The sequence below is a fragment of the Microcella sp. genome, from assembly GCF_051860105.1.
In the GTDB taxonomy this organism is placed as follows: domain Bacteria; phylum Actinomycetota; class Actinomycetes; order Actinomycetales; family Microbacteriaceae; genus Microcella.
The window spans coordinates 4100-25796 of the sequence record NZ_JBHYEO010000001.1; the positions used below are offsets into that span (position 1 = coordinate 4100).

The window sequence follows — 21697 nt, forward strand, 5'->3', positions numbered from 1 at the left end:
GGGTTCGAATCCCGCTGGGGTCACAACCGAGACCGCCCGGACTTCTCCGGGCGGTCTCGTTCGTTAACGCGCGAGGCGGGCCCCTTTTCCTCGAATCGGTACGCTGTGCGCATGACTCGACTGCGCATCCTCGCCACTGCCGCCCTCGCGCTCGCCCTCGTCGCCGGCACGACCGGGTGCGCTCAGATCTCCGAGGTGCTCAACCCCTCGACGGGCGAGGAGCTCGTGGGCACCACCTGGTCGGGCACCGACTCCGACGGCGACGACTGGGGCTTCGAGTTCCAGGAGGGCGGCGGCGTCGGGCTGACCTTCAACGAGGGCGAGTACGATGACGACAGCGACGTGTGGAAGGTCGAGAACGGCGTCATCGTCATCGGCATCGCGTTCGAGTCGGGCGTCGCGACGCTCACCGGCCCCTACACGCGCGATGCGACCTCAATCGACCTCGAGGGCGAGCAGGGCGAGTTCACCTGGACCCTGACGATCGAAAAGAACTGACGATCGAGACGGAGTGATCAGGGGCGGGCGGTAGTCTGGGCCGCTGAGACCTCCATCGAAAGGCCGCTGTGAGCGACTTCGTCATCCCCGTCTGGTTCGAGATCAGCTCGTTCATCGTGCTGAGCCTCATCCTGATCTTCGACCTGCTGCTGGTCGTGCGACGCCCCCACGTGCCGAGCCCGAGAGAGTCGGCGCTCTGGGTGGGGTTCTACGTCGTGCTCGCCATCATCTTCGGCGGCCTCATGTTCGCCGTCGCGGGCCCCGACGCAGGCGGCGAGTTCTTCGCGGGCTGGCTCACCGAGTACAGCCTCTCGATCGACAACCTCTTCGTCTTCGTCATCATCATGGCCCAGTTCGCGGTGCCCAAGAAGATGCAGCAGGAGGTGCTGATGATCGGCATCATCCTGGCCCTGCTGTTCCGTGGCATTTTCATCCTGCTCGGCGCCACCCTGATCGAGAACTTCAGCTGGATCTTCTACATCTTCGGCCTGTTCCTGCTCATCACGGCCGCCCAGCAGGCGTTCTCCGGGCGCGAGGACGACGAAGCGCGCGAGAACGCCCTCATCCGTTTCCTGCGCAAGCGCATCGCGATCACCGACGACTACCACGGCATGAAGATGCGCACGGTGGTCGACGGCCGCAAGGTCTGGACCCCGCTGCTCATCGTGCTCATCGCCATCGGCACGACCGACCTCATCTTCGCTCTCGACTCGATCCCGGCGATCTTCGGCATCACGCAGAGCCCGTTCATCGTCTTCACGGCCAACGTCTTCGCGCTCATGGGTCTGCGCCAGCTGTACTTCCTGCTCGGCCACCTGGTCGACAAGCTCGAGTACCTCAAGTACGGCATCGCCTTCATCCTCGCGTTCATCGGCGTGAAGCTCGTCTTCCACGCCATGCACGAGAACGAGCTGCCGTTCATCAACGGCGGGCAGCCGATCGAGTGGGTTCCCGACATCGACACCTGGACCTCGCTCGGGGTCATCATCGGGGCCATGGCGCTCGCGGTCGCCGCGAGCCTCATCAAGCTGCGCATCGAGCACCGCTACCTCCCGACGGCCCTCGCGCTCTCGGCCGACGATGACGACGACGATGCTGCGGATGCTCCCGCCGAGGCCACCCGCAGCGCGACCTCGGGGGCCAAGGCCGATCCCGGCCCCTGAACGGCCCATCGCCGCAGCGCAGGTCGCCCTAGTCAGGGTGAGGAATCCGCACAAATGTGGCAAGGTTGACGGCATGCTTCAGGGAGTGTGCGCAACGCCCCGTCCCTCGCAGCCGCCAGCGTGTGGTCGTCGCGATCTCGGGCATGCGGGTGTGGATCGAGTTCACCGTGCCGACTGATCGGGTGGGAGGTCGTCTGCGCTTCACCCCACACGATGAGCGGGGCCAACCGGGTGAGCCACGCACAGTCGAGGTGCCGTTCGAGGGCCTGCGGTCTGTGACGGAAACGACCATGGATATTCTGCGCCCCCTCTCGCCCCGGGAGACCTCTCGCGCCGGCACGTTCGCGTACCGCGATGCCGATGGACGAACGGGCGAAGTGACTCTGGAGGGCTTCCGCCCCATCGAGGCGGGGGAGATACAGCAGGCGATTCGCACCGTCGACATCTCTGCCGCTATCGGCGTGTCAGAACCAGGCCGCCGCGAGGTTCTCTCGTTCGGAAACTCGTTGGTGAATCGCTCGACGAATCCGTTCACGCGAGCAGTGTTCGGGGTCGTCTGTCTCACCCTCTCGATATGGGTGCTGGCAAGCGCTCTCAACGACCCCGATGGCGGGGCGGGCTCGATCGTGGCAGTCGTTGTCGCAGCGGCTCTCGGAGGCGTGTCGCTGACGCTCATCGTGAGCGGCGCGCGTCGGGTGTCGTGGTGGATGAAGGCTCGTCGCGAAGCGCGAGATCGTGGTGCAGACCTTCCCGACGCCCTGAAGTTCTGGAACTGACCTGTGATCGGTAATCAGCGGGCATGGGGCCGCGGACGATGGGCAGCTGTCGCGATGATCGCCTGCGTGCTCGTCATGTCGGCGTGCTCCCTTCAGAACGAGCACATGACGTCGTCGCTCGACGACCAGGTCACGACTGGCGAGTCTCTGGAATCGGCCAAGAGTGCAGTCTTCGCCGACCAGCAGCGGATCCTCTCGCACCTTCCCGACGACATGATCATCGACAGCGAGATCGGGCAAGAAGCGACGCTGCTCAGCTGCGGCGACGGGTATGTCTGGCCTGGAGCGGCTCGGGTCGAACTCAGGCCGGGCATCGACCTGGCCGCGGTCACGGCCGCGATAATTGCTGATTTCGAGTCGGAACCTGACTGGGTCGTGACGTCCCTCGGCGACGACGGGCACTTCAGAACCGAGGTGCGGCATCGTGACGATGCGCGGGGGCACTTCTTCGGATTCGACAAGGTCGACGGAACGGTGTTTCAGATCTCCTCTTTCTCGCCGTGCTTCGATCTCGGCTTCGAGTCGCGCATCGGCCAGCAGTACTGAGCATTGGCTCACCACACTCGTCAACCCTCGTCGCTCGGGTGGACGTATGTTCGCGTCTGGCGACGCGGCAAGAAGTCCCACAACGCCTCCTGCGCCCATGGCGCTTCTGGCGTGGGCAGGTGCGGGGGCTCTCGTCTCCGCGATCGGTCTCGTGGTTCTCGTGACCGAATCGACCGCCACATTCGGGCGATAGCGAACATGCGGCGTGGTCGACTCCACCCCTTTCGCCGTGACAGCCCGCCGCCCGACGTGGAACACTAGAGGAATCCTCCGAACGGAGGGCGCGCGACGAGTCGTGGCGATCACAGTTCCGGCGGAAGAAGATGCTCACCAGACGACTGACCCTCCCACTGGCCGCAGCGTCGCTGTTCCTTGCGGGATGCAGCCCGTTGCCGCCTGCCTCGGCACCCGATGAGAACCCGCTGACATCGAGCACGACGCTGACCCTCGACGAGGCGAAGGCGATCACGCTCGAACGGCAAGACGAGATCGCCGCGCAGTTCCCCGCCGCGAACACTGGTCCGATCGTGCGGCTCGAGACGTCTCGTTCCCTCTACTACTGCGAGGAGCACGACACCTTCCAGTGGCCGGGTATCACCCGCATAGCGATCGTCGGAAACGTGGACCGCTCATCGGTCATCGACACCATCTCGACTCGATGGGATGATCGGGACGGGTGGACCGCAGCGGTCGGAACGTCGGCGAATGGTCTACCCCAGGTCACGCTCAGACACGACGACGGCAGCCGCTTCACCGTCGGCTTCTACGAGGGCGGATCAGAATTCTGGGTGGATGCGGCATCTCCCTGCTTCCTCCTCGAGGGCGGCCTGCGGCGCGGGGGCGAGTACTGATGCGCGGAAAGGATGTCCGAATGATGCACGTTCCCCGGCCGATTGTGCCGACGATCGTCGCTGTGGTCGCGCTCATGATCGCGGGGTACATCGCCTCCTCGATGGCTACGATCGCCGCCGCCGGAGAAGCGATCAGTGCTCGCGGATGGGTGTTCCTCGTCCTCCTCGGGGTCATCGCACTGCTGGCCTCCTCTTTCGCTGTCATGAAGTGGGTGCAGCGGCGGCACTATGTGCGGTCGACGACGGACGAGCAGCGCGACGTAGCGCGAGCTGCGGCGCGAACGTCGCGCACGACGAATGCATCGGCGACGGCAGCCGTGCTCGACTACGGAGAGCGGATCGACGGGGGAGAACGATGACACACGATGCGGCCATCCTGATCGAGCAGAAGCTCGACCTCCACGGCCAGGCTGCTCCGGAGCGGTACCGGAAGCCGATCGTCGCCACGGTGAACCTGCCACGGACCTCGCTCGCGATCGACGCCCTCGTGCGGCTCGGCGCGAGCGTGACCGAGCAACCTGGCGAGTTCGACTACCGCGATCCGAATCGAGGATCAGGCGGTGCCCGACTCGAGGGCTTCGGCCCTGACGAGATCCGGGTGATCCATGACTACTTCCGTGTCGAGGCCGCCCGGCTCCGGCTCGGCATCCCGACGGCCGGACGCCTCCCGCTCGACCAACGCCCCTATTTCACGCGCCCGGGCACGACCAGGAATCCTGTGCCGATGATCGTTGTCGGCGTGGTGATCCTCGTCTTCGCCGTCACGCTCGGTCTGCTCACGAGCGTCGGACCGATGCGCGCGCCGGGCGATGACGTCACTTGGGTCTACGCGCCGCTGTTCGGGCTTCTCGCCGTCGGCGGGACGGTCATTATCGTGCAGCATGCCCGTCGGGTGAGACCGTGGTTCGCGCTGCGCTCGTCGTTCCAGAACGCGGGCGAAGCCATTCCTGTTGGCCTGCGACTGAAGGACTGATGCTCACATGAGTGCTCACGAGCATCCCCTGCACGACTCACCATCTGCTCTTCCGACAGCTCCGCCGACCCCCGCATCGCTGTTCTGGTGGGCCACAGGGTGGGCAGCGGTGTGCGTTCTCGGATGCATCACGTTCGCGATGAATCTCTCACGCATCGTCGATGCCGACTTCTCTGGTCAGCGGTCGTGGGGCTTCATCGCGATCCTGCCGATCATGGCGGGGCTGATCGCCGCGTTGTGCATCGGGCGGGGCGTTCGCGCTGTCGGTCCGTGGCGCGAGTACCGAGCTCGATGGTCGGCCGACCAACGCGCTCGGGCAGAGCAAGCGCGGCTTGCAGCCGAGCCATCCACTCCGCTGATCGTCCTGGGAACCGTGATCGGATTCATCTGGATCGCGGGCGTCGCTGCTGCGGCCGTCTTCCTGCCATCCTCCGCGAGCGGACCCGATGGACTGGTAGTCGCCATCACCCTGCTCGTGGTCGTCGCGATGCTCTGGATTCCCGTCTTGCGGGCCGGACTGTGTCGACGCCGCGCGTCGATCATGACCGCCACCTCAGTGATCCCGCCACTCACCGCGGGCGCCGAACCGCCTCAGACCCGGTGGTAGCCTGAGGGGCATGCAGAGCGAGCGGTTCCTTCTTCGTCGCCGCGACGAGTCCTGATCACCCCAGGTCGCATCCTCGTCGCGGAGTTCCGACGCGGCCGCTTCGCATTCCTTGTAAGAAGGGTGATTTCCCCATGACGAACGATTCCGCCGAGCACCGCCCCCGCACCCTGGCCGAGAAGGTCTGGGATGCCCATCTCGTCGCCAAGGGCGAGAACGGCGAGCCCGATCTGCTCTACATCGACCTGCACCTCGTGCACGAGGTCACGAGCCCGCAGGCCTTCGACGGCCTGCGCATGGCGGGTCGCCCGGTGCGCCGGCCCGATCTGACGATCGCGACGGAAGACCACAACACCCCGACCCTCGCGATCGACAAGCCCATCGCCGAGCCGACGAGCCGCAAGCAGATCGAGACGCTGCGCGCCAATGCGACAGAGTTCGGCATCCGCCTGCACTCGCTCGGCGACATCGAGCAGGGCATCGTGCACGTCGTCGGTCCGCAGCTTGGGCTCACCCAGCCGGGCATCACGGTCGTGTGCGGCGACTCGCACACGAGCACGCACGGCGCGTTCGGCGCCATGGCCTTCGGCATCGGCACGAGCGAGGTGGAGCACGTGCTCGCCACGCAGACGCTGCCCCTGCAGCCGTTCAAGACCATGGCCATCACGGTCGAGGGCGAGCTCAAGCCGGGCGTCACCGCGAAAGACATCATCCTCGCCGTCATCGCGAAGATCGGCACGGGCGGCGGCCAGGGCTATGTGCTCGAATACCGCGGGTCGGCCATCCGGTCGCTGTCGATGGATGGCCGCATGACGATCTGCAACATGTCGATCGAGGCGGGTGCGCGCGCCGGCATGGTCGCCCCCGATGAGACGACCTACGCCTACCTGAAGGGGCGCCCGCACGCGCCGCAGGGGGCCGACTGGGATGCCGCGGTCGCCTACTGGAACACCCTCGCGACCGATGACGACGCCGTCTTCGACGCCGAGGTCTTCCTCGACGCCAACGAGCTCGAGCCCTTCGTCACGTGGGGCACGAACCCCGGTCAGGGCATCTCGCTCAGCCAGTCGGTGCCCGACCCCGCGACGATCATCGACGCGAACGAGCGGGCGGCGGCCGAGCGCGCGCTCGAGTACATGGACCTGACGCCGGGCACGCCGATGAAGCAGATCCCCGTCGACGTCGTGTTCATGGGCTCGTGCACCAACAGCCGGCTCGACGACCTGCGCGCCTTCGCCTCGATCATCACGGGGCAGAAGAAGGCCGAGGGCGTGCAGGTGATCGTCGTGCCCGGCTCGGCGCGCGTGCGCCTCGAGGCCGAGGCCGAGGGCATCGACAAGATCGTCGAGGCCTTCGGTGCGGAATGGCGCTTTGCGGGATGCTCGATGTGCCTGGGCATGAACCCCGACCAGCTCGAGCCAGGCCAACGCTGCGCCTCGACGAGCAACCGCAACTTCGAGGGCCGCCAGGGCAAGGGCGGGCGCACGCACCTCGTGAGCCCGCTCGTCGCCGCATCCACGGCCATTCGCGGCACGCTCTCGAGCGTGAGCGACCTCATCGCCGACGGCATCGAGGTCGATGATCGATTCGCACGGTTCCCGACGGCCGAGACGGCCGTCGGCGCTGGCACCCCAGCGGAGACCAGAAATGGTCTCCGCCTTCAGGAAGGTGCGCGCTAGATCATGGAGAAGGTCAGCACGATCACGGGCGTCGCGGTGCCGTTCCGCCGCAGCAACGTCGACACCGATCAGATCATCCCCGCGGTGTTCCTCAAGCGGGTCACGAAGACGGGCTACGACGACGCGCTGTTCTCGGCGTGGCGGCAAGACCCCGAGTTCATCCTCAACCGCCCCGAGTACGCGAACCCGCGCATCCTCATCGCGGGCCCCGACTTCGGCACGGGCTCCAGCCGCGAGCACGCCGTGTGGGCGCTGCGCGACTTCGGCTTCGCCGCCGTCATCAGCCCGAAGTTCGCCGACATCTTCCGCGGCAACGCGGGCAAGCAGGGCCTGCTCGTCGGGGTCGTCGACGAGCCCACGGTCGAGCGGCTCTGGGCCGAGCTCGAGGCGAATCCCGGCATGGAGGCGACGGTCGACCTGGTCGAGCGCACCGTGACGGTGGGGAATATCACCGTGCCGTTCGAGATTGACGACTACACGCGCTGGCGTCTGCTCGAGGGGCTCGACGACATCGGTCTGACCCTGCGCGACGAGCAGGCGATCACCGACTTCGAGGCCCGCCGCGAGAGCTGGCGGCCCACCACCCTTCCCGCCCGCTGAGGGCCGACCGACACCACCACCTGAGGTCACATGAACTCGCTCTCGAAAGACTCGCAGAAGGCTGCCGCACGCGTCGGTCTCACCTCCGACACGATCGTCATCCACGGCGGCAAGCCGTTGCACGGTCGCATCGAGGTGCGCGGGGCCAAGAACCTCGTGACCAAGGCGATGGTCGCCTCGCTGCTGGCCGAGACTCCGAGCGTGCTCAAGGGCGTTCCCGAGATCAGTGACGTGCACGTCGTGAGCGGTCTGCTGCGCGCGCACGGGGTCGAGATCACGAGCGAGGGCGAGGGTGTTCTGCGGCTCGACCCGAGCAATGTCGTCAGCGCGCACTTCGCGGAAATCGATGCGCACGCCGGATCGAGCCGCATCCCGATCCTGTTCTGCGGGCCGCTGCTGCATCAGCTCGGCGAGGCCTTCATCCCCGACCTCGGCGGGTGCCGCATCGGCGACCGGCCGATCGACTTCCACCTCAACGCGCTGCGCGCCTTCGGGGCGATCGTCGACAAGAAGCACGAGGGCATCCACCTCACGGCGCCCAAGAAGCTCAAGGGCGCTCTCATCGAGCTGCCGTTCCCGAGCGTCGGCGCGACCGAGCAGGTGCTGCTGACGGCCGTGCGCGCCGAAGGCACGACCGAGCTCAAGAACGCCGCCATCGAGCCCGAGATCATGGATCTCATCGCGATCCTGCAGAAGATGGGTGCGATCATCTCGGTCGAGCCCAACCGCGTGATCGTCATCGAGGGCGTCGAGACCCTGCGCGGCTACCAGCACACGGCGATCGTCGACCGCAACGAGGCCGCGAGCTGGGCGGCCGCGGCGCTCGCGACGAAGGGCGACATCACCGTCGGCGGGGCAACGCAGCAAGAGCTCATGACGTTCCTCAACGTGTATCGGAAGGTCGGCGGCGAGTTCGATGTGCTGGAGGACGGCATCCGCTTCTGGCACCCGGGCACCCCGCTCAAGCCCGTGATGATCGAGACCGACGTGCACCCCGGCTTCATGACCGACTGGCAGCAGCCGCTCATCGTCGCGCTCACGCAGGCCGAGGGCGAATCAGTCGTGCACGAGACCGTGTACGAGAACCGTTTCGGGTTCACCGAGGCGCTCAACGAGATGGGTGCCCACATCGTCGTGCACCAGTCGGGGCTCGCCTCGATCACGCGCCGCGTGCCGCGCCGCCCGCTCGAGCAGGCCGCCGTCATCACGGGCCCCACGCCGCTGCACGGCGCATCCGTTCGCGTGCCCGACCTGCGCGGCGGCTTCAGCCACCTCATCGCCGGTCTCGCCGCGACGGGCACGTCGACCATCAGCAACGTCGGCATCATCAGCCGCGGCTACGAGCTGTTCATCGACAAGCTCACGGCGCTCGGCGCCGACTTCGAGCTCGTCTAGGGTCGTCGGCCGCGCGCCATCGCACTACCCTGGAGCACGTGCCCGACACCGCAATGAAGCCGACGAAGCGCCGCCGCGAGAAGACCCTGCTGTGGCACGCGATCGCCGCACTGTGCCTGCCGCTGCTCACGATGATGGCCCGGTATCCGGTGATCGACGGTGAGAAGCTGCCGAAGACCGGCGCGTTCATCCTCGCCCCGAACCACTACAGCGAGATCGACCCGGTCATCATGGGGCGCTTCATGTGGAAGCTCGGGCGGGTGCCGCGGTTCCTCGCCAAGGCGAGCGTATTCCGTGTGCCCGTTCTCGGCGCCGTGCTGCGCTGGTCGGGCCAGATTCCCGTCGAACGCGAGGGCCGGGGGCGGTCGGATGCCCCGCTCAAGGCCGCCCAGCAGCTCGTCGACAACGAACTCGCCGTCATCATCTACCCCGAGGGCAGCCTCACGCGCGACCCCGACCTGTGGCCCATGCGCGGCAAGAGCGGCGCCGTGCGCATGGCCCTGCAGGCCGGTGTGCCGATCATCCCCGCCGCGCACTGGGGCACCCAGCAGATCATGGCGCGCTACTCGAAGAAGATCAGCTTCTTCCCCCGCAAGACGATCTACTGCAAGATCGGCGACCCCGTCGACCTGAGCGATCTCGCCGGGCGCCCGCTCGACCAGGCGACGCTCACCGAGGGCACCGAGCGCGTCATGGCGGCGATCGCCGGCCTGCTCGGCGACCTCCGGGGTGAGACGCCCCCGGCCGAGCGCTGGGACCCGGTGAAGCACGGCCAGAGCGAGACCGGGCGGCTGTGAGCGAGCATCCGCCGCTGACCGAGGCGGTGCGCCTGCCCTCGCCCGTCGTCGAGAGCGACGCTCCTCGCGTCGCGGTGCTCGGTGCCGGGTCGTGGGGCACGACGTTCGCCAAGGTGCTCGCCGACGGCGGCGCCGACGTGCTCATCTGGGCGCGGCGCCGTGAGGTGGCCCACGAGATCACGGAGACGCACCGCAACTCGGGCTATCTGCCGGGCATCAACCTGCCGCCGAACCTGCGCGGCCACGACTCGCTCGAGCACGTGCTCGCGGGGGCTGAGCAGGTGTACCTGTCGGTGCCGAGCCAGAGCCTGCGCAGCAACCTCGCCTCGATCCGCGACATCCTGCCGCCCGACGTGCCCGTCGTGAGCCTCATGAAGGGTGTCGAGCGCGGCACCGGGCTGCGCATGAGCGAGGTCATCGAGCAAGAGCTCGGTGTCGACCGTGACCGCATCGCCGCGGTGAGCGGCCCCAACCTCGCGCTCGAGATCGCGAAGCGCGAGCCGACGGCGGCGGTCGTCGCGAGCGCGAGCCACGACACCGCCGTCGCGGTGGCCACGGTGGCCTCGAACGACTACTTCCGCTCGTTCGTCAACACCGACGTCATCGGCACCGAGTTCGGCGGCGTGCTCAAGAACCTCATCGCCGTCGCCGTCGGCATCGCCGACGGGGTGGGCTACGGCGAGAACACCAAGGCCTCGATCATCACGCGCGGCCTCGTCGAGCTCAGCGCGTTCGCCGTCGCCTTCGGCGCGCGGCCCGAGACGATGATCGGCCTCGCCGGCCTCGGCGACCTGATCGCGACGTGCGAGTCGCCGCTGTCGCGCAACAACACGGCCGGCCGGCTGCTCGGGCAGGGCTATGGCTTCGAGCAGGTCATCGCGCAGATGAACCAGACGGCCGAGGGCCTCGCCTCGGTCGGACCCATTCTCGAGCTCGCCGCCACGAAGGGCGTCTCGATGCCGATCGTCGCCCAGGTCGCGCGCGTGCTCGAGGGCACTCTCGACCCGCGCGAGCTCGCCCCGCACCTCGCGACCGACTCGGACGAGCCGCAGGCGGAGTAGCGGACGCCGTCGAGCCGCAGGCGGAGTGACGCGACGCGCTCGGTAGGCTTACAGGCGTGATCACCTCTCTCGCCGGCGGCCGTGTGCTGGCCGAGAAGCACGGCGCGACCCCTCCGCGGGTCGTCGCTCTGCACGGGTGGGGCCGCGATGGCGGCGACTTCTCGACGATCCTGTCGGGGCTCGATGCCGTGAGCATCCACCTTCCCGGTTTCGGTCCGGCTCCCGCTCCGGAGACGGTGTGGGGCACCGAGGACTACGCCGAGCTCGTCGCGGAGGCGATCGCGGCCTTCGCTCCCGTGGCGGTCGTCGGCCACTCGTTCGGCGGTCGTGTCGCCGTGCGCCTCGCTGCCGCGCGCCCCGAGCTCGTCGCGGGCCTCGTGCTCACGGGGGTGCCCCTCGTGAAGCTGCACGCCCCCGCCACACCGCCGCTCGGCTACCGCATCGCGCGGTGGGCGAACCGTCGGGGCCTGCTCAGCGACGCCCGCATGGATGCCCTCCGCGACCAGCGCGGCTCCGCCGACTACCGCGCCGCCCAGGGGGTGCTGCGCGGCATCATGGTGCGCGCCGTCAACGAGACCTACGACGACGACCTGGCGGCGCTCGCCGGCTCGACGCTGCCGATGCGCTTCGTGTGGGGCGAGCATGACACGGCGGCGCCGACCGACGCGGGCCGCGTGGCCGCTGAACGGGCCGGAGCCCCGTTCCGCGTGGTGCCCGGCACGGGCCACCTGCTCGAGGGCGATCTCGAGCTCGCCGTGCGCGAAGAGCTGCTCGGCCTTCTCGACGAACGGAACCGCACCGCATGATCGACCTCCTCCGGTACCCGCCCACGCTCGTGGCGCTCGTCCTCGGGCTGCTCGCGGCGGTGCCGATCGCGGCCCGCTGGCTGCGGGTCGCGCAGCGCGAGCACTACGTGCCCGGCTGGACGACGCGCATGGGCTGGCTGTGGGTGACGCGCGAGCCGCTGACGGCGGCACTGCTCGTCGTCGCGATCGGCGCGACCACCGCGGCCGTGCTCAGCGGCGTGCCCCCGTTGGGGCCCTACTGGGCGCTCGTCGCCATCGTGGTCATCGCGCTCCTGCCGCTCGGCCTGCCGGTGCGCGGCCGCTCGGCGAAGCTCGCCCTCACTGACCGGCTGAAGCGGCTGATGGTCTGCTGGATCACGCTGCACGTCGGCGCGACGATCGTGCTGGTCTGGGTGCTCGACTATGGCGCCGCCGCGGCGCCCGCCCTCGTGCTGCTGCTGAGCGCCCCGCTGACCGACCTGGCGCTTGCGATCATGGCACCCATCGAGAAGGCGGGCTCGAAGAGGTTCGTGGTCGCCGCGCAGAAGCGTCTCGCGCAGGTGCGCCCGCGCGTCATCGCCATCACCGGGTCGTACGGCAAGACGAGCACGAAGAACTATGTGGCCCACCTGCTGAGCGCGACCTACACGACCGTCGCGAGCCCCGCATCCTTCAACAATCGTCTCGGGCTGTCGCGCGCCGTCAACGACAAGCTCGTGCCCGGCACCGAGGTGTTCGTGGCCGAGATGGGCATCTTCGGTGCGGGTGAGATCCGCGAGCTCTCGACGTTCTTCCCGCCCGACATCGCGGCCATCACCGTCATCGGCGAAGCGCACCTGCAACGCATGCGCTCGACCGACGTCATCTTCCGCGCCAAGGCCGAGATCACCGAGCGCGCCCGCACGGTCGTGCTGCCGATCGACGACCCGCGGCTGGCCGGGCATGCCGAGCGGTGCGTGGCCCAGGGCAAGCGCGTCGTCACGGTCAGCTGCGTCGCGGGGGCCGACGCCGACGTCGTGCTCGACCCCGGTCACGACGGCGCGCCGAGCACGATCGTCATCGGGCGCGGCGCCGAGCCCGTGCCGGTGACCGTCTCGGGCACGGGTCACGCCGTCAACGTCGCTGTCGCCGCGGGCATCGCCCTGGCGGCGGATGTTCCGGTCGCCACGATCGCGGCCCGCCTGGGTGATCTGCCGGGCTCGCAGCATCGCGCCGAGGTGCAGCAGGCTCCCAGTGGCGCGCTCGTGATCGACGACACCTACAACGCGAACCCCGTCGGCTCGCTCCGCGCCCTCGAGGGCGCGGCATCCCTCGCCGCCGAGCGCGGCGGGCCGCTCGTGGTCGTCACACCCGGCATGGTCGAGCTCGGGCCGGTGCAGGTCGAGCGCAACCGGGCGTTCGGGGCGGCCATCGGCGCGGCGAACGGACTGCTCTTCGCGGTCGCGCGCACCAACCGGGCCGCGCTCCTCGCGGGCTACGCGAGCACGGCCACGAGCGAGGCGCCGGGGGCCATCGCGGTCGACCGGCGCGAGGCCGCCGTCGCGCGCGCGGTCGAGGCGGCGGGTGACCGGGGCGTTATCCTCTACGAGAACGATCTGCCCGACCACTACCCCTGATCGGCCGCGTGGGCAGAAGCCTGTCTTCCGCGGCCCACGAGCAACTGAGGTGACCATGGCGGGTACCGCCCCCTGGGCCGTCGTCTTCGGCGGACCGAGCCCCGAGCACGAGATCTCGATCCTCACGGGCCTGCAGGCCGAGCGCGTGCTGACCGCTGCCGGCCACAGCGTTGTGCCGATCTACTGGTCGCCGACGGGGGAGTGGTTCCGCGTTCCCGACGCCACGGAGGCGAAGGACTACCTCGAGGGCGCCCCGCGCGACTCGGTCGTGCTCGAAGCCCGTGTCTCAGGCGAGCCGGGCCTCTACCGACGCAAGAAGTTCGGTGCTGAGCGCCTCGAGATCGAGGCGGCCCTGCTGTGCCTGCACGGCGGTGTCGGCGAGGGCGGCGGTGCGGCCGCGGTGCTCTCGCTCATGGGAATCCCCGCAACCGGCTCCACCCTCTTCGCGGGCGCGGTCGGCATGGACAAGCTCGCGTTCGGCGGCCTCATGCACGCGGCGGGCATCCCGTCGCTGCCGCGCGAGGCCGTGTCGACGCTCGTCGAGCCGTCGTTCGCGGGCCCGTACATCGTCAAGCCGCGCTTCGGCGGCTCGTCGATCGGCATCGAGATCGCCGACGACGTGGATGCTGCGCGCGCGCTCGCCGCCACGAGCGTTCACCTGCGCACGGGTGCGGTCGTCGAGCCGTACCGCCCCGAGCTCGTCGACCTCAACATCGCTTTCCGCACGTACCCGAGCCTCGAGATCACGCAGCTCGAGAAGCCGCTGCGCGGGGAGAAGGGCAGCGCGCTCTACTCGTACGCCGAGAAGTACCTGGCCGGCGGCGCTGGAGCCGAGGCGGGCTTCATGAGCGCACCGCGCGAGTTTCCGGCCGATGTGCCCGAAGCCGTGCACGCGCAGGCCCGCGCGCTCGCCGAGCGTGTCGCCGAGGTCACGCGCCTCACGAGCATCGTGCGCGTCGACCTGCTGCTCGACGAAGCGACCGGCGAGCTCTTCGTCAACGAGGTGAACTCGATCCCCGGGGCCCTCTCGCTCTACCTGTGGGCTCCGCAGCAGCCGGCCGCAACCGTGCTGCTCGACGCGCTCACCGAGGCACGCGACCGCCGCGTCGTGTTCCCGCAGGCCGGGTTCGGCGGCGGGGCCGCGCTGCGGGCCGCGGGCGGCATCGCCGGCAAGCTCGTCGGGCTCGACGGCCCGCGCGCCTAGGCCTCGGCGCAGCGCCGTTAGGGCGCCGGCGTCGGGGTGGGCTCGGCCGTGGGGCTCACCGACCCGCCGCCGAAGACGTCGGTGGCGGCGAGGCACCGGGCATCAGCATCCACGACCGAGACGGCGGGGCTGAGGGCGCGCACGGCGTCGGCTCCGGCCACGTAGGTGACGTCGACGATCACTTCGGTCACGGGGGTGCGACCGTAGGTCGTGAAGACGTACCGCGGCGCGTTCGACTCGTCGAGCAGCCAGTCGACGCCGTCGACGTCGAAGCACGGCAGGTCGCTCGGCCCCTGCTCAGGAAGCCCGCAGCGGTAGATGACGGCGGCCGGGTCGCCCCACGCGGCCGTCGCCTGCGCGTTGGTGGTGCGGCGCGCGAGCTCGCCGATCGTGTCGGGCACGCGCACCGAGATCGCGGCGCACTCGGGGTCGTTCGCCTCGGGCCCGGGCTCGAGCGGCACGGTGCCGGCGCAGCCCGCGAGCGCGAGCACACCCGTCACGAGCAGGGCGGTGGATGCCCGGCGGGCGCGGGCGGGAGCGGTGCGTGTGGACATCGTCACCACGCTATCGCGGCACGGGTTGGCGTCGGCTTCGAGCCGGCCGCCTACATCGCCTGGTCGGTCGCCGAGAACAGCAGCGAGACGATCATGAATCCGGCGAAGACGAGGATGAAGACGAGGATCACGCTGACGAACGAGAGCACCCCGCCGACGCCGATGATCATGCCCGTGCGGCTGCCGGGCGTCATGCGCGAGAGCGGCCGCACCATGGCCCGCCAGACGACCATGTGCAGGCCGAGCACGAGCAGCGTGGGGCCGATGAAGGTGATGGTGAGCCCGGCGATCTCGCTCACGGGGTCGATGCCGAAGGCGCCGCCCGTGACGACCTGTACAACGATCGCGACGATGCTGAGCACGAGACCGGCGAGCGGCAGCGCGATCGCGAGGCGCTTGAGCGTGCGCCGGGCGCGGGTGACGGCCTCGGAGTCGCCCGGCACGGGTGCCACCACGGGCGCGGCAGCGGGCTCCGGCGCGGGGGCGGCCGCCTCACCGAAGAGCTCGGTGACGCCGTCCACCGTTCCGTCGGCCGGCCCGTAGGGGGAGGCGGGCGGGGGCACGGGGGCGTCGGGCTCGGGGGTAGTGGTCATGGCTCGACAGTACTGGCGGCGAGCGAGCCCGACTACCGTTGAGGGGTGACCGACGCCCCGCGCCCCGCTGCCGACACGCTCGGCGCAGTGGGCGAGCTCGCGGCACTCGCGCGGATCATCCCGCTGCTGCCAGACAGCGAGTCGACCGTGCTGGGACCGGGCGACGACGCCGCGGTGCTCGCGGCGCCCGACGGCCGCTACGTCGTGACGACCGACATGATGATTCACGGCCCCGACTTCCGCACCGCGTGGTCGACCATGCACGACCTCGGCTTCAAGGCCGCGGCGACGAACCTCAGCGATGTCGCGGCGATGGGCGCTCGGCCCACGGCGCTCGTCGTCGCGCTCGCCGCGCCTGCCGAGACCCCCGTGGCCGAGCTCGAGGCGCTCGCCGACGGGCTGCGCGACGCGTGCGAGGCGCTCGCGCCCGGTTGCGGGGTCGTGGGCGGCGACCTGAGCGTGTCCTCGGTCGTGACGATTGCCGTCACAGCCTTCGGCGACCTCGAGGATCGCGAGCCCGTGACACGCGCCGGCGCGCGGCCGGGCGACTGGGTCGCGGTCTCCGGCTCGCTGGGGCTCGCCGCCGAGGGGCTCGGTCTGCTGTTCGAGCGTGGGGTCGATGCGACGGGGGCTCCGGATGCTGCGGCTGCCGTGCGGCTGCGCGCCGAGCATCCCGTGCCGCTCGCCGCCCAGCTCACGCCGCACCCGCCGATCGCGGACGGCGTCGCCGCCGCCCTCGGCGGAGCCTCCGCCATGCTCGACCTCAGCGATGGCCTCGCGCTCGACGCGCGCCGCATCGCCCGCGCGAGCGGCGTCAGCCTCGACCTCTCGAGTGAGCAGGTGCGCGAGGTCGCGCTCGCGCACGGACTCGACCCGGCAGCGCCCGCGTCGCTCGCGCTCACCGGCGGAGAAGATCACGCCCTGCTGGCGACCTTCCCGCCCGATGTCGCGCCGCCCGTGGATGCTCTTCCCGGCGGTTTCCGCATCATCGGCCGGGTCGTCGCGGCCGACCGTCACGGGCCCGCGCTGCTCGTCGACGGGCGGCCGTTCGACGAGCGCGGCGGCTGGGACCCGTTCGCGGAGTGGACTGGGCAGGCCGGCTGACGTCGCCCTTGCCATCTGCGTGGGGCGACGATTGCCTCTCAGCCGATGTGTCGCTGTTGTCACATGACAACGGCGACACATGCGGTGAGCGGGGCATGGAGTGCGGGGGCGGGCTAGCCCGCGCCTGGCGAGAGCCAGTAGACCGCCGTCTCGCCGTAGCGCGACACCTTGTCGAGCGCGAGCCCGGCGGGCCAGGCGGGCACCGGCGTGCGTGACGAGCGCTCGAGCGCGACCACGGCATCCGCAGCCAATCGCGGCACGAGCCCCTCGAGCACGTGGTCGAGCTCGAGCCCGCCGACCTCGTAGGGCGGGTCGATGAAGACGAGATCGAACTGCTCGAGCGCGGACGAGAGGTACGAGGTCGCGGGCTTGCCGATGATCTGGATGCTCGGCCTCGCGCCCTTCCCCGCCCGACCCGACACCAGCGCGGCATTGGCCTTGCACACCTGCACGGCCGCGTACGACTTCTCGACGAGCACGGCCGAGGCCGCGCCGCGGCTGATGGCCTCGAGCGCGAGGGCCCCCGAGCCGGCGTAGAGGTCGAGCACGCGCATCCCCTCGATCGCGTCGCGGGCCTCGAGCGCGCTGAAGATCGCCTCGCGAACGCGGTCGCTCGTGGGCCGGGTGCCCGCGCTCGGCACCTTCAGCGTCAGCGAGCCCGCGAACCCGGCGATGATGCGTGTCACGCTTCCACGCTACTGCGCGGGGGCGGTCGGGCGGCGCGAGTAGCGTTGAGCGCGTGACCAGTCCGCTCGACGCCAAGCTCAGCAGCACGCTCGGCGACCGCAGCGCGAACGCGCTGAAGAAAGCGTTCGGGATGCTCACCGTCGGTGACCTGCTGACCCACTATCCCCGGCGCTACGCCCGGCGGGGCGAGCTCACCGCCCTGAGCGAACTCGTCATCGGCGAGAGCGTGACGATCGTGGCCGAGGTCATCGAGGTCGTCGAGCGGACGATGCGCGAACGCAAGGGCTCGATCCTCGAGGTGCGCATCACCGACGGCAAGGGCATCCTCGTTCTCACGTTCTTCAACCAGGCGTGGCGCAAGAACGACCTGACGCCCGGGGTGCGGGGCATCTTCGCGGGCAAGGTCGGTGAGTACCGCGGCACCCGGCAGCTCGCGCACCCCGACTACGAGCTCTTCGATGCGGGCGACGAGCGCGACAGCGGCCCCGAAGCGAAGAAGTGGGCGATGCAGCCCATCCCCCTCTACCCGGCCACGTCGACCGTGGCGAGTTGGCAGATCGCCAAGGCGCTCGGCGTGGTGCTCGACACCCTGCCGCCCCTCGACGACCCGGTGCCGCACGAGGTGCGCGTCGAGCGCGAGCTGCTCGACCTCGGCCAGGCGTACCAGTTCATCCACCGGCCCGAGAACGACGGCCACTGGCGCCGCGCGCGCGACACCCTGCGCTTCCACGAGGCCTTCGTGCTGCAGGCCGCCCTGCTGCAGCGGCGGGCCGCCCTGCGCGAGCAGCCCGCGACCCCGCGGCTGCCGGGCGCCGAGCTGGAGGGCTTCGACGCCGAGCTCCCGTGGAAGCTCACCGACGACCAGCGTCTCGTGGGCGACGAGATCGCGCGAGACCTCGCCGCCGATGTGCCGATGAACCGCCTCGTGCAGGGCGAGGTCGGCTCGGGCAAGACCCTCGTCGCCGTGCGCGCGATGCTCACCGTGGCGGAGAGCGGGGGGCAGAGCGCCCTGCTCGCCCCGACGGAGGTGCTCGCCGCCCAGCATCTGCGCTCGATCGTCGCGACCCTTGGCCCTGACCGTGCGGCCCGCCTGCGACCCGTGCTGCTGACCGGGCAGCTCAGCCAAGCCGAGCGGCGCAAGGCGCTGCTGGCGATCGCGAGCGGAGCATCCCGCATCGTCATCGGCACCCACGCACTCCTGGGCGACACCGTGCAGTTCGCCGACCTCGGCCTCGTCGTCGTCGATGAGCAACATCGGTTCGGCGTCGAGCAGCGCGAGAGCCTGCGCCGCAAGGGCGCTGTGCCGCCGCACGTGCTCGTGCTCACGGCGACGCCGATTCCGCGCACGGTCGCCATGACGGTGTTCGGCGACCTCGACGTGTCGACGATCGCCATGCTGCCGAGCGGGCGAATCCCCATCGTGAGCCACGTGGTGCCCCTCGCCGACAAGCCCGGGTGGTGGAACCGCGTGTGGGCGCGCCTCGGAGAAGAGCTCGAGCAGGGTCGGCAGGGCTTCGTGGTCGTGCCCGCGATCGACGCCGCGACGCCCGAAGACGACCCCGATGCCCTCGCGGACGATCCGACCGACGGCTCCGCCGACGACGCGGATGCGGTGGCCCGCCCGCCCGCGACCGTCGCCGAGCTGACGCCCCTGCTGCGATCGCACCCCGCGCTCGCCGGGCGCCGGGTCGAGCCGCTGCACGGCCGTATGTCGACCGACGAGAAAGACGCGACGATGCAGGCCTTCGCGCGCGGCGAGATCGACGTGCTGGTGGCGACGACCGTCATCGAGGTCGGCGTCGACGTGCCCAACGCCTCGACCATGGTCGTGGCCGACGCCGACCGCTTCGGCGTGAGCCAGCTGCACCAGCTGCGCGGCCGCGTGGGGCGCGGCGGCGTGCCCGGCTTGTGCCTCTTCGTGACCGCCGCGCAGCAGGGCGGCCTGGCGCGCGAACGCGTCGAGGCGGTCGCCGCGACGCTCGACGGATTCGAGCTCGCGCAGGTCGACCTCGAGCTGCGGCGCGAGGGCGATGTGCTCGGGGCGAACCAGAGCGGCGGGCGCTCGAGCCTCAAGCTGCTGCGCGTCGCCACCGACGGCGACCTCATCCTCGATGCGCGCGAAGCCGCGGCCGGGGTGCTCGACGCCGACCCGGCGCTGAGCGGGCATCCGGGCCTCACGGCCGCTCTCGCGCGTCGTCTCGACGACCGCGAACGCGACTTCCTGGCCAAGAACTGATTCGCGTGCCGCGCGCCGCTCGGGGGAGGATGGGGCCATGAGAGTCATCTCGTACAACCTGCGCAAGCACGCCGCCCGCGGAGAGCTGGAGCAGCTGGTCGAGACCCACGGGCCCAACCTGCTCTGCCTGCAGGAGGTCGACACCGACGACCTGCCGCGCGAGATCGGGTCGCTGCATCTCGCCGACGCCACGCGGCTGAATCGGCTGGGCCTTGCGATCTTCTACGATCGCGAGCGCTTCGAGGCGCTCAGCACGAAGGCCTTCGCGCTCAAGCGCTCGTTGCACGACATCATCGCCAAGCCCGCGCACGAGCGGTTGCTCGGCACTCACCTCATCGACCGGAAGTACGACCGCGAGGTGGTCATCGGCTGCTTCCACGCGGCACCGCTGACGGCCCTGAACTCGCTGCGGCGCACGCAGATCCGCGCCGCGCACGTCGCGCTCGACAGCTTCGGGGCCACCCTTCCGACCCTCATGGTGGGCGACTTCAATTACCCGATCTTCAAAGACCACCTGTCGACGAGCGTGCAGGAGACGGGCCACGAGGTGACGCTGAGCGATGCGCGCACCTACACGCGCTACAAGTTCTTCCGCGGGCACTTCGACTTCGCGACGTCGATCGGGCTCTCGATCACCCGCGTGACGACGCTCCCGCAGGGGCAGTCCGACCACCTGCCCATCCTTGTGACGGCGGATTACGCGGCACCCCTGACCGACACGTCGCACTGACCCGCGCTCGGTAGGCTGGGCCCATGAGCAGGATCGCTGTCGTTCCTGGGTCGTTCGACCCCGTCACCCTCGGCCACCTCGATGTGATCGAGCGTGCGGCCGCGATCTTCGATGCCGTGCACGTCGTCGTCGTGCACAACCCGAGCAAGCAGGCGATGCTGCCCATCGCGCAGCGCGTCACCCTCATCGAGCAGGCGATCGCCGACCGCGCGCTTCCGTCGAGCATCCTCGTCACCAGTTGGAGCGTCGGCCTGCTCGTCGACTACTGCACCGACGTCGGCGCAACCGTTCTCGTCAAGGGCGTGCGCAGCCAGGTCGATGTGGCCTACGAGACCCCGATGGCCATCGTCAACCGCAACCTCGCCGGCATCGAGACGGTCTTCATGCTCACCGACCCGGCGCACGCGCACGTCTCGAGCTCGCTCGTGCGCCAGGTGGCGGCGCTCGGCGGCGATGTCGCCCCCTATGTGCCGCGCGCGGTCGCCGAGTTCCTGCTGAGCCAGAACTCCGACTGACGCGGGATGCTCCGCCTCGCGCCGTGCGTCGAGGGCGAGCCCCGGCGGCTACAGCGCGGCGATGCCATTGCCGACCAGCACGACCCCGAGCAGCAGCAGGATCAGTCCGAGCATGGCCGAGTTGTGCCGCACGAGCCACTCGCGCAGCGCGAGGAGCGCGCCGCGGATGCGATCGCCCGCGATGAGGTAGGCGATGACGGGGGCGCTCATCGAGATCGACGCGACGGCGAGGAACACGCCGAGCACGATGATCGCCTGGGCGCCGACGAGACCGGCGGCGGCTGCGGCGACCCCGGAGCCGAACGCCAGGATGATGTTCTTGGGCTTCGTCGCCGCCAGCAGCACGCCGAAGGCGAACGATCGCAGAGCGGTGAGACCGTCGATGCGCGACATCCACGCCGGCAGCTCGACCTCGTCGTCGGCGGCGGGGCGCGCTCGCCACTGGCGCGCCGCGAGCGCGATGCTGATGACGCCGAGCACGATGAGCGTGAGGGGAGCGGCGATGCGCCGCGGAGCATCCTCGCCCCCGTCGGGCATCAGCGCCGCGAGCGCGTAGCCCGCGATGGCGACGAGGGTGATGCCGCTCGCCCAGCCGACGACGAAGCTGGCGCTCGACGCGCGGGGGTAGCGCGACAGCAGCATGACGATCACCGCGACGATGCCGAGCGGGCTGAACGCGATCGCAACCGCCAGCGGCAGCGTCTCGCCGATGACGATGAGCATGGCGGGC

24 protein-coding genes are annotated in these 21697 nt (G+C 69.9%); 20 read left to right on the forward strand and 4 right to left on the reverse strand.

The features are described 5' to 3' along the window. Positions 1-111 precede the first annotated feature (111 nt). The 16 genes from ACTIE9_RS00040 (at position 112) to ACTIE9_RS00115 (ending at position 14548) form a co-directional block, all read left to right on the forward strand. Positions 112-498, forward strand: a complete 387-nt coding sequence (locus ACTIE9_RS00040) for a hypothetical protein (protein WP_439563526.1) — start codon at positions 112-114, stop codon at positions 496-498. Positions 499-566: 68 nt separating this feature from the next. Next, positions 567-1661 carry a TerC family protein gene (locus ACTIE9_RS00045; RefSeq protein WP_439563527.1) on the forward strand — a complete coding sequence of 365 codons (1095 nt, stop codon included), beginning with the start codon at positions 567-569 and terminating at the stop codon, positions 1659-1661. 122 nt (positions 1662-1783) lie between these two features. Then, on the forward strand, positions 1784-2437 hold the full coding sequence (locus ACTIE9_RS00050; protein ID WP_439563528.1) for a hypothetical protein: 654 nt from the start codon (positions 1784-1786) through the stop codon (positions 2435-2437). A gap of 105 nt (positions 2438-2542) precedes the next feature. Continuing rightward, positions 2543-2983, forward strand: a complete 441-nt coding sequence (locus tag ACTIE9_RS00055; RefSeq protein ID WP_439563529.1) for a hypothetical protein — start codon at positions 2543-2545, stop codon at positions 2981-2983. A 323-nt stretch (positions 2984-3306) separates the two neighbouring features. Continuing rightward, on the forward strand, positions 3307-3834 hold the full coding sequence (locus ACTIE9_RS00060) for a hypothetical protein (RefSeq protein WP_439563530.1): 528 nt from the start codon (positions 3307-3309) through the stop codon (positions 3832-3834). Between the two features lie 20 nt (positions 3835-3854). Further along, on the forward strand, positions 3855-4193 hold the full coding sequence (locus ACTIE9_RS00065; protein WP_439563531.1) for a hypothetical protein: 339 nt from the start codon (positions 3855-3857) through the stop codon (positions 4191-4193). Then, the gene (locus ACTIE9_RS00070; RefSeq protein ID WP_439563532.1) at positions 4190-4807 is read left to right on the forward strand and encodes a hypothetical protein; all 618 of its coding nucleotides are present in this window, start codon (positions 4190-4192) and stop codon (positions 4805-4807) included. Before ACTIE9_RS00065 ends, ACTIE9_RS00070 begins: the two co-directional genes overlap by 4 nt. A gap of 139 nt (positions 4808-4946) precedes the next feature. Beyond that, a complete protein-coding gene (locus ACTIE9_RS00075) occupies positions 4947-5414 on the forward strand; it encodes a hypothetical protein (protein ID WP_439563533.1) in 468 nt (155 codons plus the stop codon). 131 nt (positions 5415-5545) lie between these two features. Beyond that, complete coding sequence (leuC, locus tag ACTIE9_RS00080) at positions 5546-7090, forward strand: 3-isopropylmalate dehydratase large subunit (protein WP_439563534.1); 1545 nt, start codon at positions 5546-5548, stop codon at positions 7088-7090. A 3-nt stretch (positions 7091-7093) separates the two neighbouring features. Next, on the forward strand, positions 7094-7690 hold the full coding sequence (leuD, locus tag ACTIE9_RS00085) for a 3-isopropylmalate dehydratase small subunit (protein ID WP_439563535.1): 597 nt from the start codon (positions 7094-7096) through the stop codon (positions 7688-7690). A 30-nt stretch (positions 7691-7720) separates the two neighbouring features. Next, positions 7721-9085, forward strand: coding sequence for a UDP-N-acetylglucosamine 1-carboxyvinyltransferase (gene murA / locus ACTIE9_RS00090; RefSeq protein ID WP_439563536.1), 1365 nt, complete (start codon positions 7721-7723; stop codon positions 9083-9085). A 53-nt stretch (positions 9086-9138) separates the two neighbouring features. Then, positions 9139-9882, forward strand: a complete 744-nt coding sequence (locus tag ACTIE9_RS00095) for a lysophospholipid acyltransferase family protein (protein ID WP_439563725.1) — start codon at positions 9139-9141, stop codon at positions 9880-9882. A gap of 14 nt (positions 9883-9896) precedes the next feature. Further along, the gene (locus ACTIE9_RS00100; RefSeq protein WP_439563726.1) at positions 9897-10943 is read left to right on the forward strand and encodes an NAD(P)H-dependent glycerol-3-phosphate dehydrogenase; all 1047 of its coding nucleotides are present in this window, start codon (positions 9897-9899) and stop codon (positions 10941-10943) included. Positions 10944-10999: 56 nt separating this feature from the next. Continuing rightward, a complete protein-coding gene (locus ACTIE9_RS00105; RefSeq protein ID WP_439563537.1) occupies positions 11000-11749 on the forward strand; it encodes an alpha/beta fold hydrolase in 750 nt (249 codons plus the stop codon). Then, positions 11746-13344 carry a Mur ligase family protein gene (locus ACTIE9_RS00110; RefSeq protein WP_439563538.1) on the forward strand — a complete coding sequence of 533 codons (1599 nt, stop codon included), beginning with the start codon at positions 11746-11748 and terminating at the stop codon, positions 13342-13344. The genes ACTIE9_RS00105 and ACTIE9_RS00110 overlap by 4 nt, the downstream gene beginning before the upstream one ends. Positions 13345-13399: 55 nt before the next feature. Then, positions 13400-14548 carry a hypothetical protein gene (locus ACTIE9_RS00115; protein ID WP_439563539.1) on the forward strand — a complete coding sequence of 383 codons (1149 nt, stop codon included), beginning with the start codon at positions 13400-13402 and terminating at the stop codon, positions 14546-14548. A 17-nt stretch (positions 14549-14565) separates the two neighbouring features. On the opposite strand, the gene ACTIE9_RS00120 is transcribed toward ACTIE9_RS00115, so the two are convergent. Together ACTIE9_RS00120 and ACTIE9_RS00125 are read right to left on the reverse strand one after the other, a co-directional pair. Further along, positions 14566-15102 (reverse strand): DUF3515 family protein, encoded by a 537-nt coding sequence (locus tag ACTIE9_RS00120; protein WP_439563540.1) that lies wholly within the window; start codon positions 15100-15102, stop codon positions 14566-14568. 50 nt (positions 15103-15152) lie between these two features. After that, complete coding sequence (locus tag ACTIE9_RS00125; RefSeq protein WP_439563541.1) at positions 15153-15695, reverse strand: hypothetical protein; 543 nt, start codon at positions 15693-15695, stop codon at positions 15153-15155. A 45-nt stretch (positions 15696-15740) separates the two neighbouring features. On the opposite strand from ACTIE9_RS00125, the gene thiL reads away from it, so the two are divergent. Next, entirely contained in the window at positions 15741-16799 is a 1059-nt protein-coding gene (gene thiL / locus ACTIE9_RS00130) for a thiamine-phosphate kinase (RefSeq protein ID WP_439563542.1), read from the forward strand. A 113-nt stretch (positions 16800-16912) separates the two neighbouring features. On the opposite strand, the gene ACTIE9_RS00135 is transcribed toward thiL, so the two are convergent. Further along, positions 16913-17485 (reverse strand): RsmD family RNA methyltransferase, encoded by a 573-nt coding sequence (locus ACTIE9_RS00135; protein ID WP_439563543.1) that lies wholly within the window; start codon positions 17483-17485, stop codon positions 16913-16915. A gap of 53 nt (positions 17486-17538) precedes the next feature. Between ACTIE9_RS00135 and ACTIE9_RS00140 the strand changes: the two genes are divergently transcribed. The 3 genes from ACTIE9_RS00140 to coaD are packed head-to-tail and all read left to right on the forward strand — an operon-like array spanning position 17539 to position 20967. Beyond that, the gene (locus tag ACTIE9_RS00140) at positions 17539-19722 is read left to right on the forward strand and encodes an ATP-dependent DNA helicase RecG (protein WP_439563544.1); all 2184 of its coding nucleotides are present in this window, start codon (positions 17539-17541) and stop codon (positions 19720-19722) included. Between the two features lie 37 nt (positions 19723-19759). Beyond that, complete coding sequence (locus ACTIE9_RS00145) at positions 19760-20452, forward strand: endonuclease/exonuclease/phosphatase family protein (protein WP_439563545.1); 693 nt, start codon at positions 19760-19762, stop codon at positions 20450-20452. Between the two features lie 23 nt (positions 20453-20475). Then, complete coding sequence (coaD, locus tag ACTIE9_RS00150) at positions 20476-20967, forward strand: pantetheine-phosphate adenylyltransferase (RefSeq protein ID WP_439563546.1); 492 nt, start codon at positions 20476-20478, stop codon at positions 20965-20967. Positions 20968-21015: 48 nt separating this feature from the next. On the opposite strand, the gene ACTIE9_RS00155 is transcribed toward coaD, so the two are convergent. Continuing rightward, the gene (locus tag ACTIE9_RS00155; RefSeq protein ID WP_439563547.1) at positions 21016-21690 is read right to left on the reverse strand and encodes a GAP family protein; all 675 of its coding nucleotides are present in this window, start codon (positions 21688-21690) and stop codon (positions 21016-21018) included. Between the last annotated feature and the right edge of the window lie 7 nt (positions 21691-21697).

What these genes read in the sequence shown, in the direction of transcription:
- ACTIE9_RS00115 (WP_439563539.1), top strand. Translation starts at nt 13,400, where the DNA reads ATGGCGGGTACCGCCCCCTGGGCCGTCGTCTTCGGCGGACCGAGCCCC.
- ACTIE9_RS00110 (WP_439563538.1), top strand. Translation starts at nt 11,746, where the DNA reads ATGATCGACCTCCTCCGGTACCCGCCCACGCTCGTGGCGCTCGTCCTC.
- murA (WP_439563536.1), top strand. Translation starts at nt 7,721, where the DNA reads ATGAACTCGCTCTCGAAAGACTCGCAGAAGGCTGCCGCACGCGTCGGT.
- ACTIE9_RS00055 (WP_439563529.1), top strand. Translation starts at nt 2,543, where the DNA reads ATGACGTCGTCGCTCGACGACCAGGTCACGACTGGCGAGTCTCTGGAA.
- coaD (WP_439563546.1), top strand. Translation starts at nt 20,476, where the DNA reads ATGAGCAGGATCGCTGTCGTTCCTGGGTCGTTCGACCCCGTCACCCTC.
- ACTIE9_RS00145 (WP_439563545.1), top strand. Translation starts at nt 19,760, where the DNA reads ATGAGAGTCATCTCGTACAACCTGCGCAAGCACGCCGCCCGCGGAGAG.
- leuC (WP_439563534.1), top strand. Translation starts at nt 5,546, where the DNA reads ATGACGAACGATTCCGCCGAGCACCGCCCCCGCACCCTGGCCGAGAAG.
- ACTIE9_RS00075 (WP_439563533.1), top strand. Translation starts at nt 4,947, where the DNA reads ATGAATCTCTCACGCATCGTCGATGCCGACTTCTCTGGTCAGCGGTCG.
- ACTIE9_RS00070 (WP_439563532.1), top strand. Translation starts at nt 4,190, where the DNA reads ATGACACACGATGCGGCCATCCTGATCGAGCAGAAGCTCGACCTCCAC.
- ACTIE9_RS00155 (WP_439563547.1), bottom strand. Translation starts at nt 21,690, where the DNA reads ATGCTCATCGTCATCGGCGAGACGCTGCCGCTGGCGGTTGCGATCGCG.
- ACTIE9_RS00040 (WP_439563526.1), top strand. Translation starts at nt 112, where the DNA reads ATGACTCGACTGCGCATCCTCGCCACTGCCGCCCTCGCGCTCGCCCTC.
- ACTIE9_RS00125 (WP_439563541.1), bottom strand. Translation starts at nt 15,695, where the DNA reads ATGACCACTACCCCCGAGCCCGACGCCCCCGTGCCCCCGCCCGCCTCC.
- ACTIE9_RS00120 (WP_439563540.1), bottom strand. Translation starts at nt 15,102, where the DNA reads ATGTCCACACGCACCGCTCCCGCCCGCGCCCGCCGGGCATCCACCGCC.
- ACTIE9_RS00065 (WP_439563531.1), top strand. Translation starts at nt 3,855, where the DNA reads ATGATGCACGTTCCCCGGCCGATTGTGCCGACGATCGTCGCTGTGGTC.
- ACTIE9_RS00060 (WP_439563530.1), top strand. Translation starts at nt 3,307, where the DNA reads ATGCTCACCAGACGACTGACCCTCCCACTGGCCGCAGCGTCGCTGTTC.
- leuD (WP_439563535.1), top strand. Translation starts at nt 7,094, where the DNA reads ATGGAGAAGGTCAGCACGATCACGGGCGTCGCGGTGCCGTTCCGCCGC.
- ACTIE9_RS00095 (WP_439563725.1), top strand. Translation starts at nt 9,139, where the DNA reads ATGAAGCCGACGAAGCGCCGCCGCGAGAAGACCCTGCTGTGGCACGCG.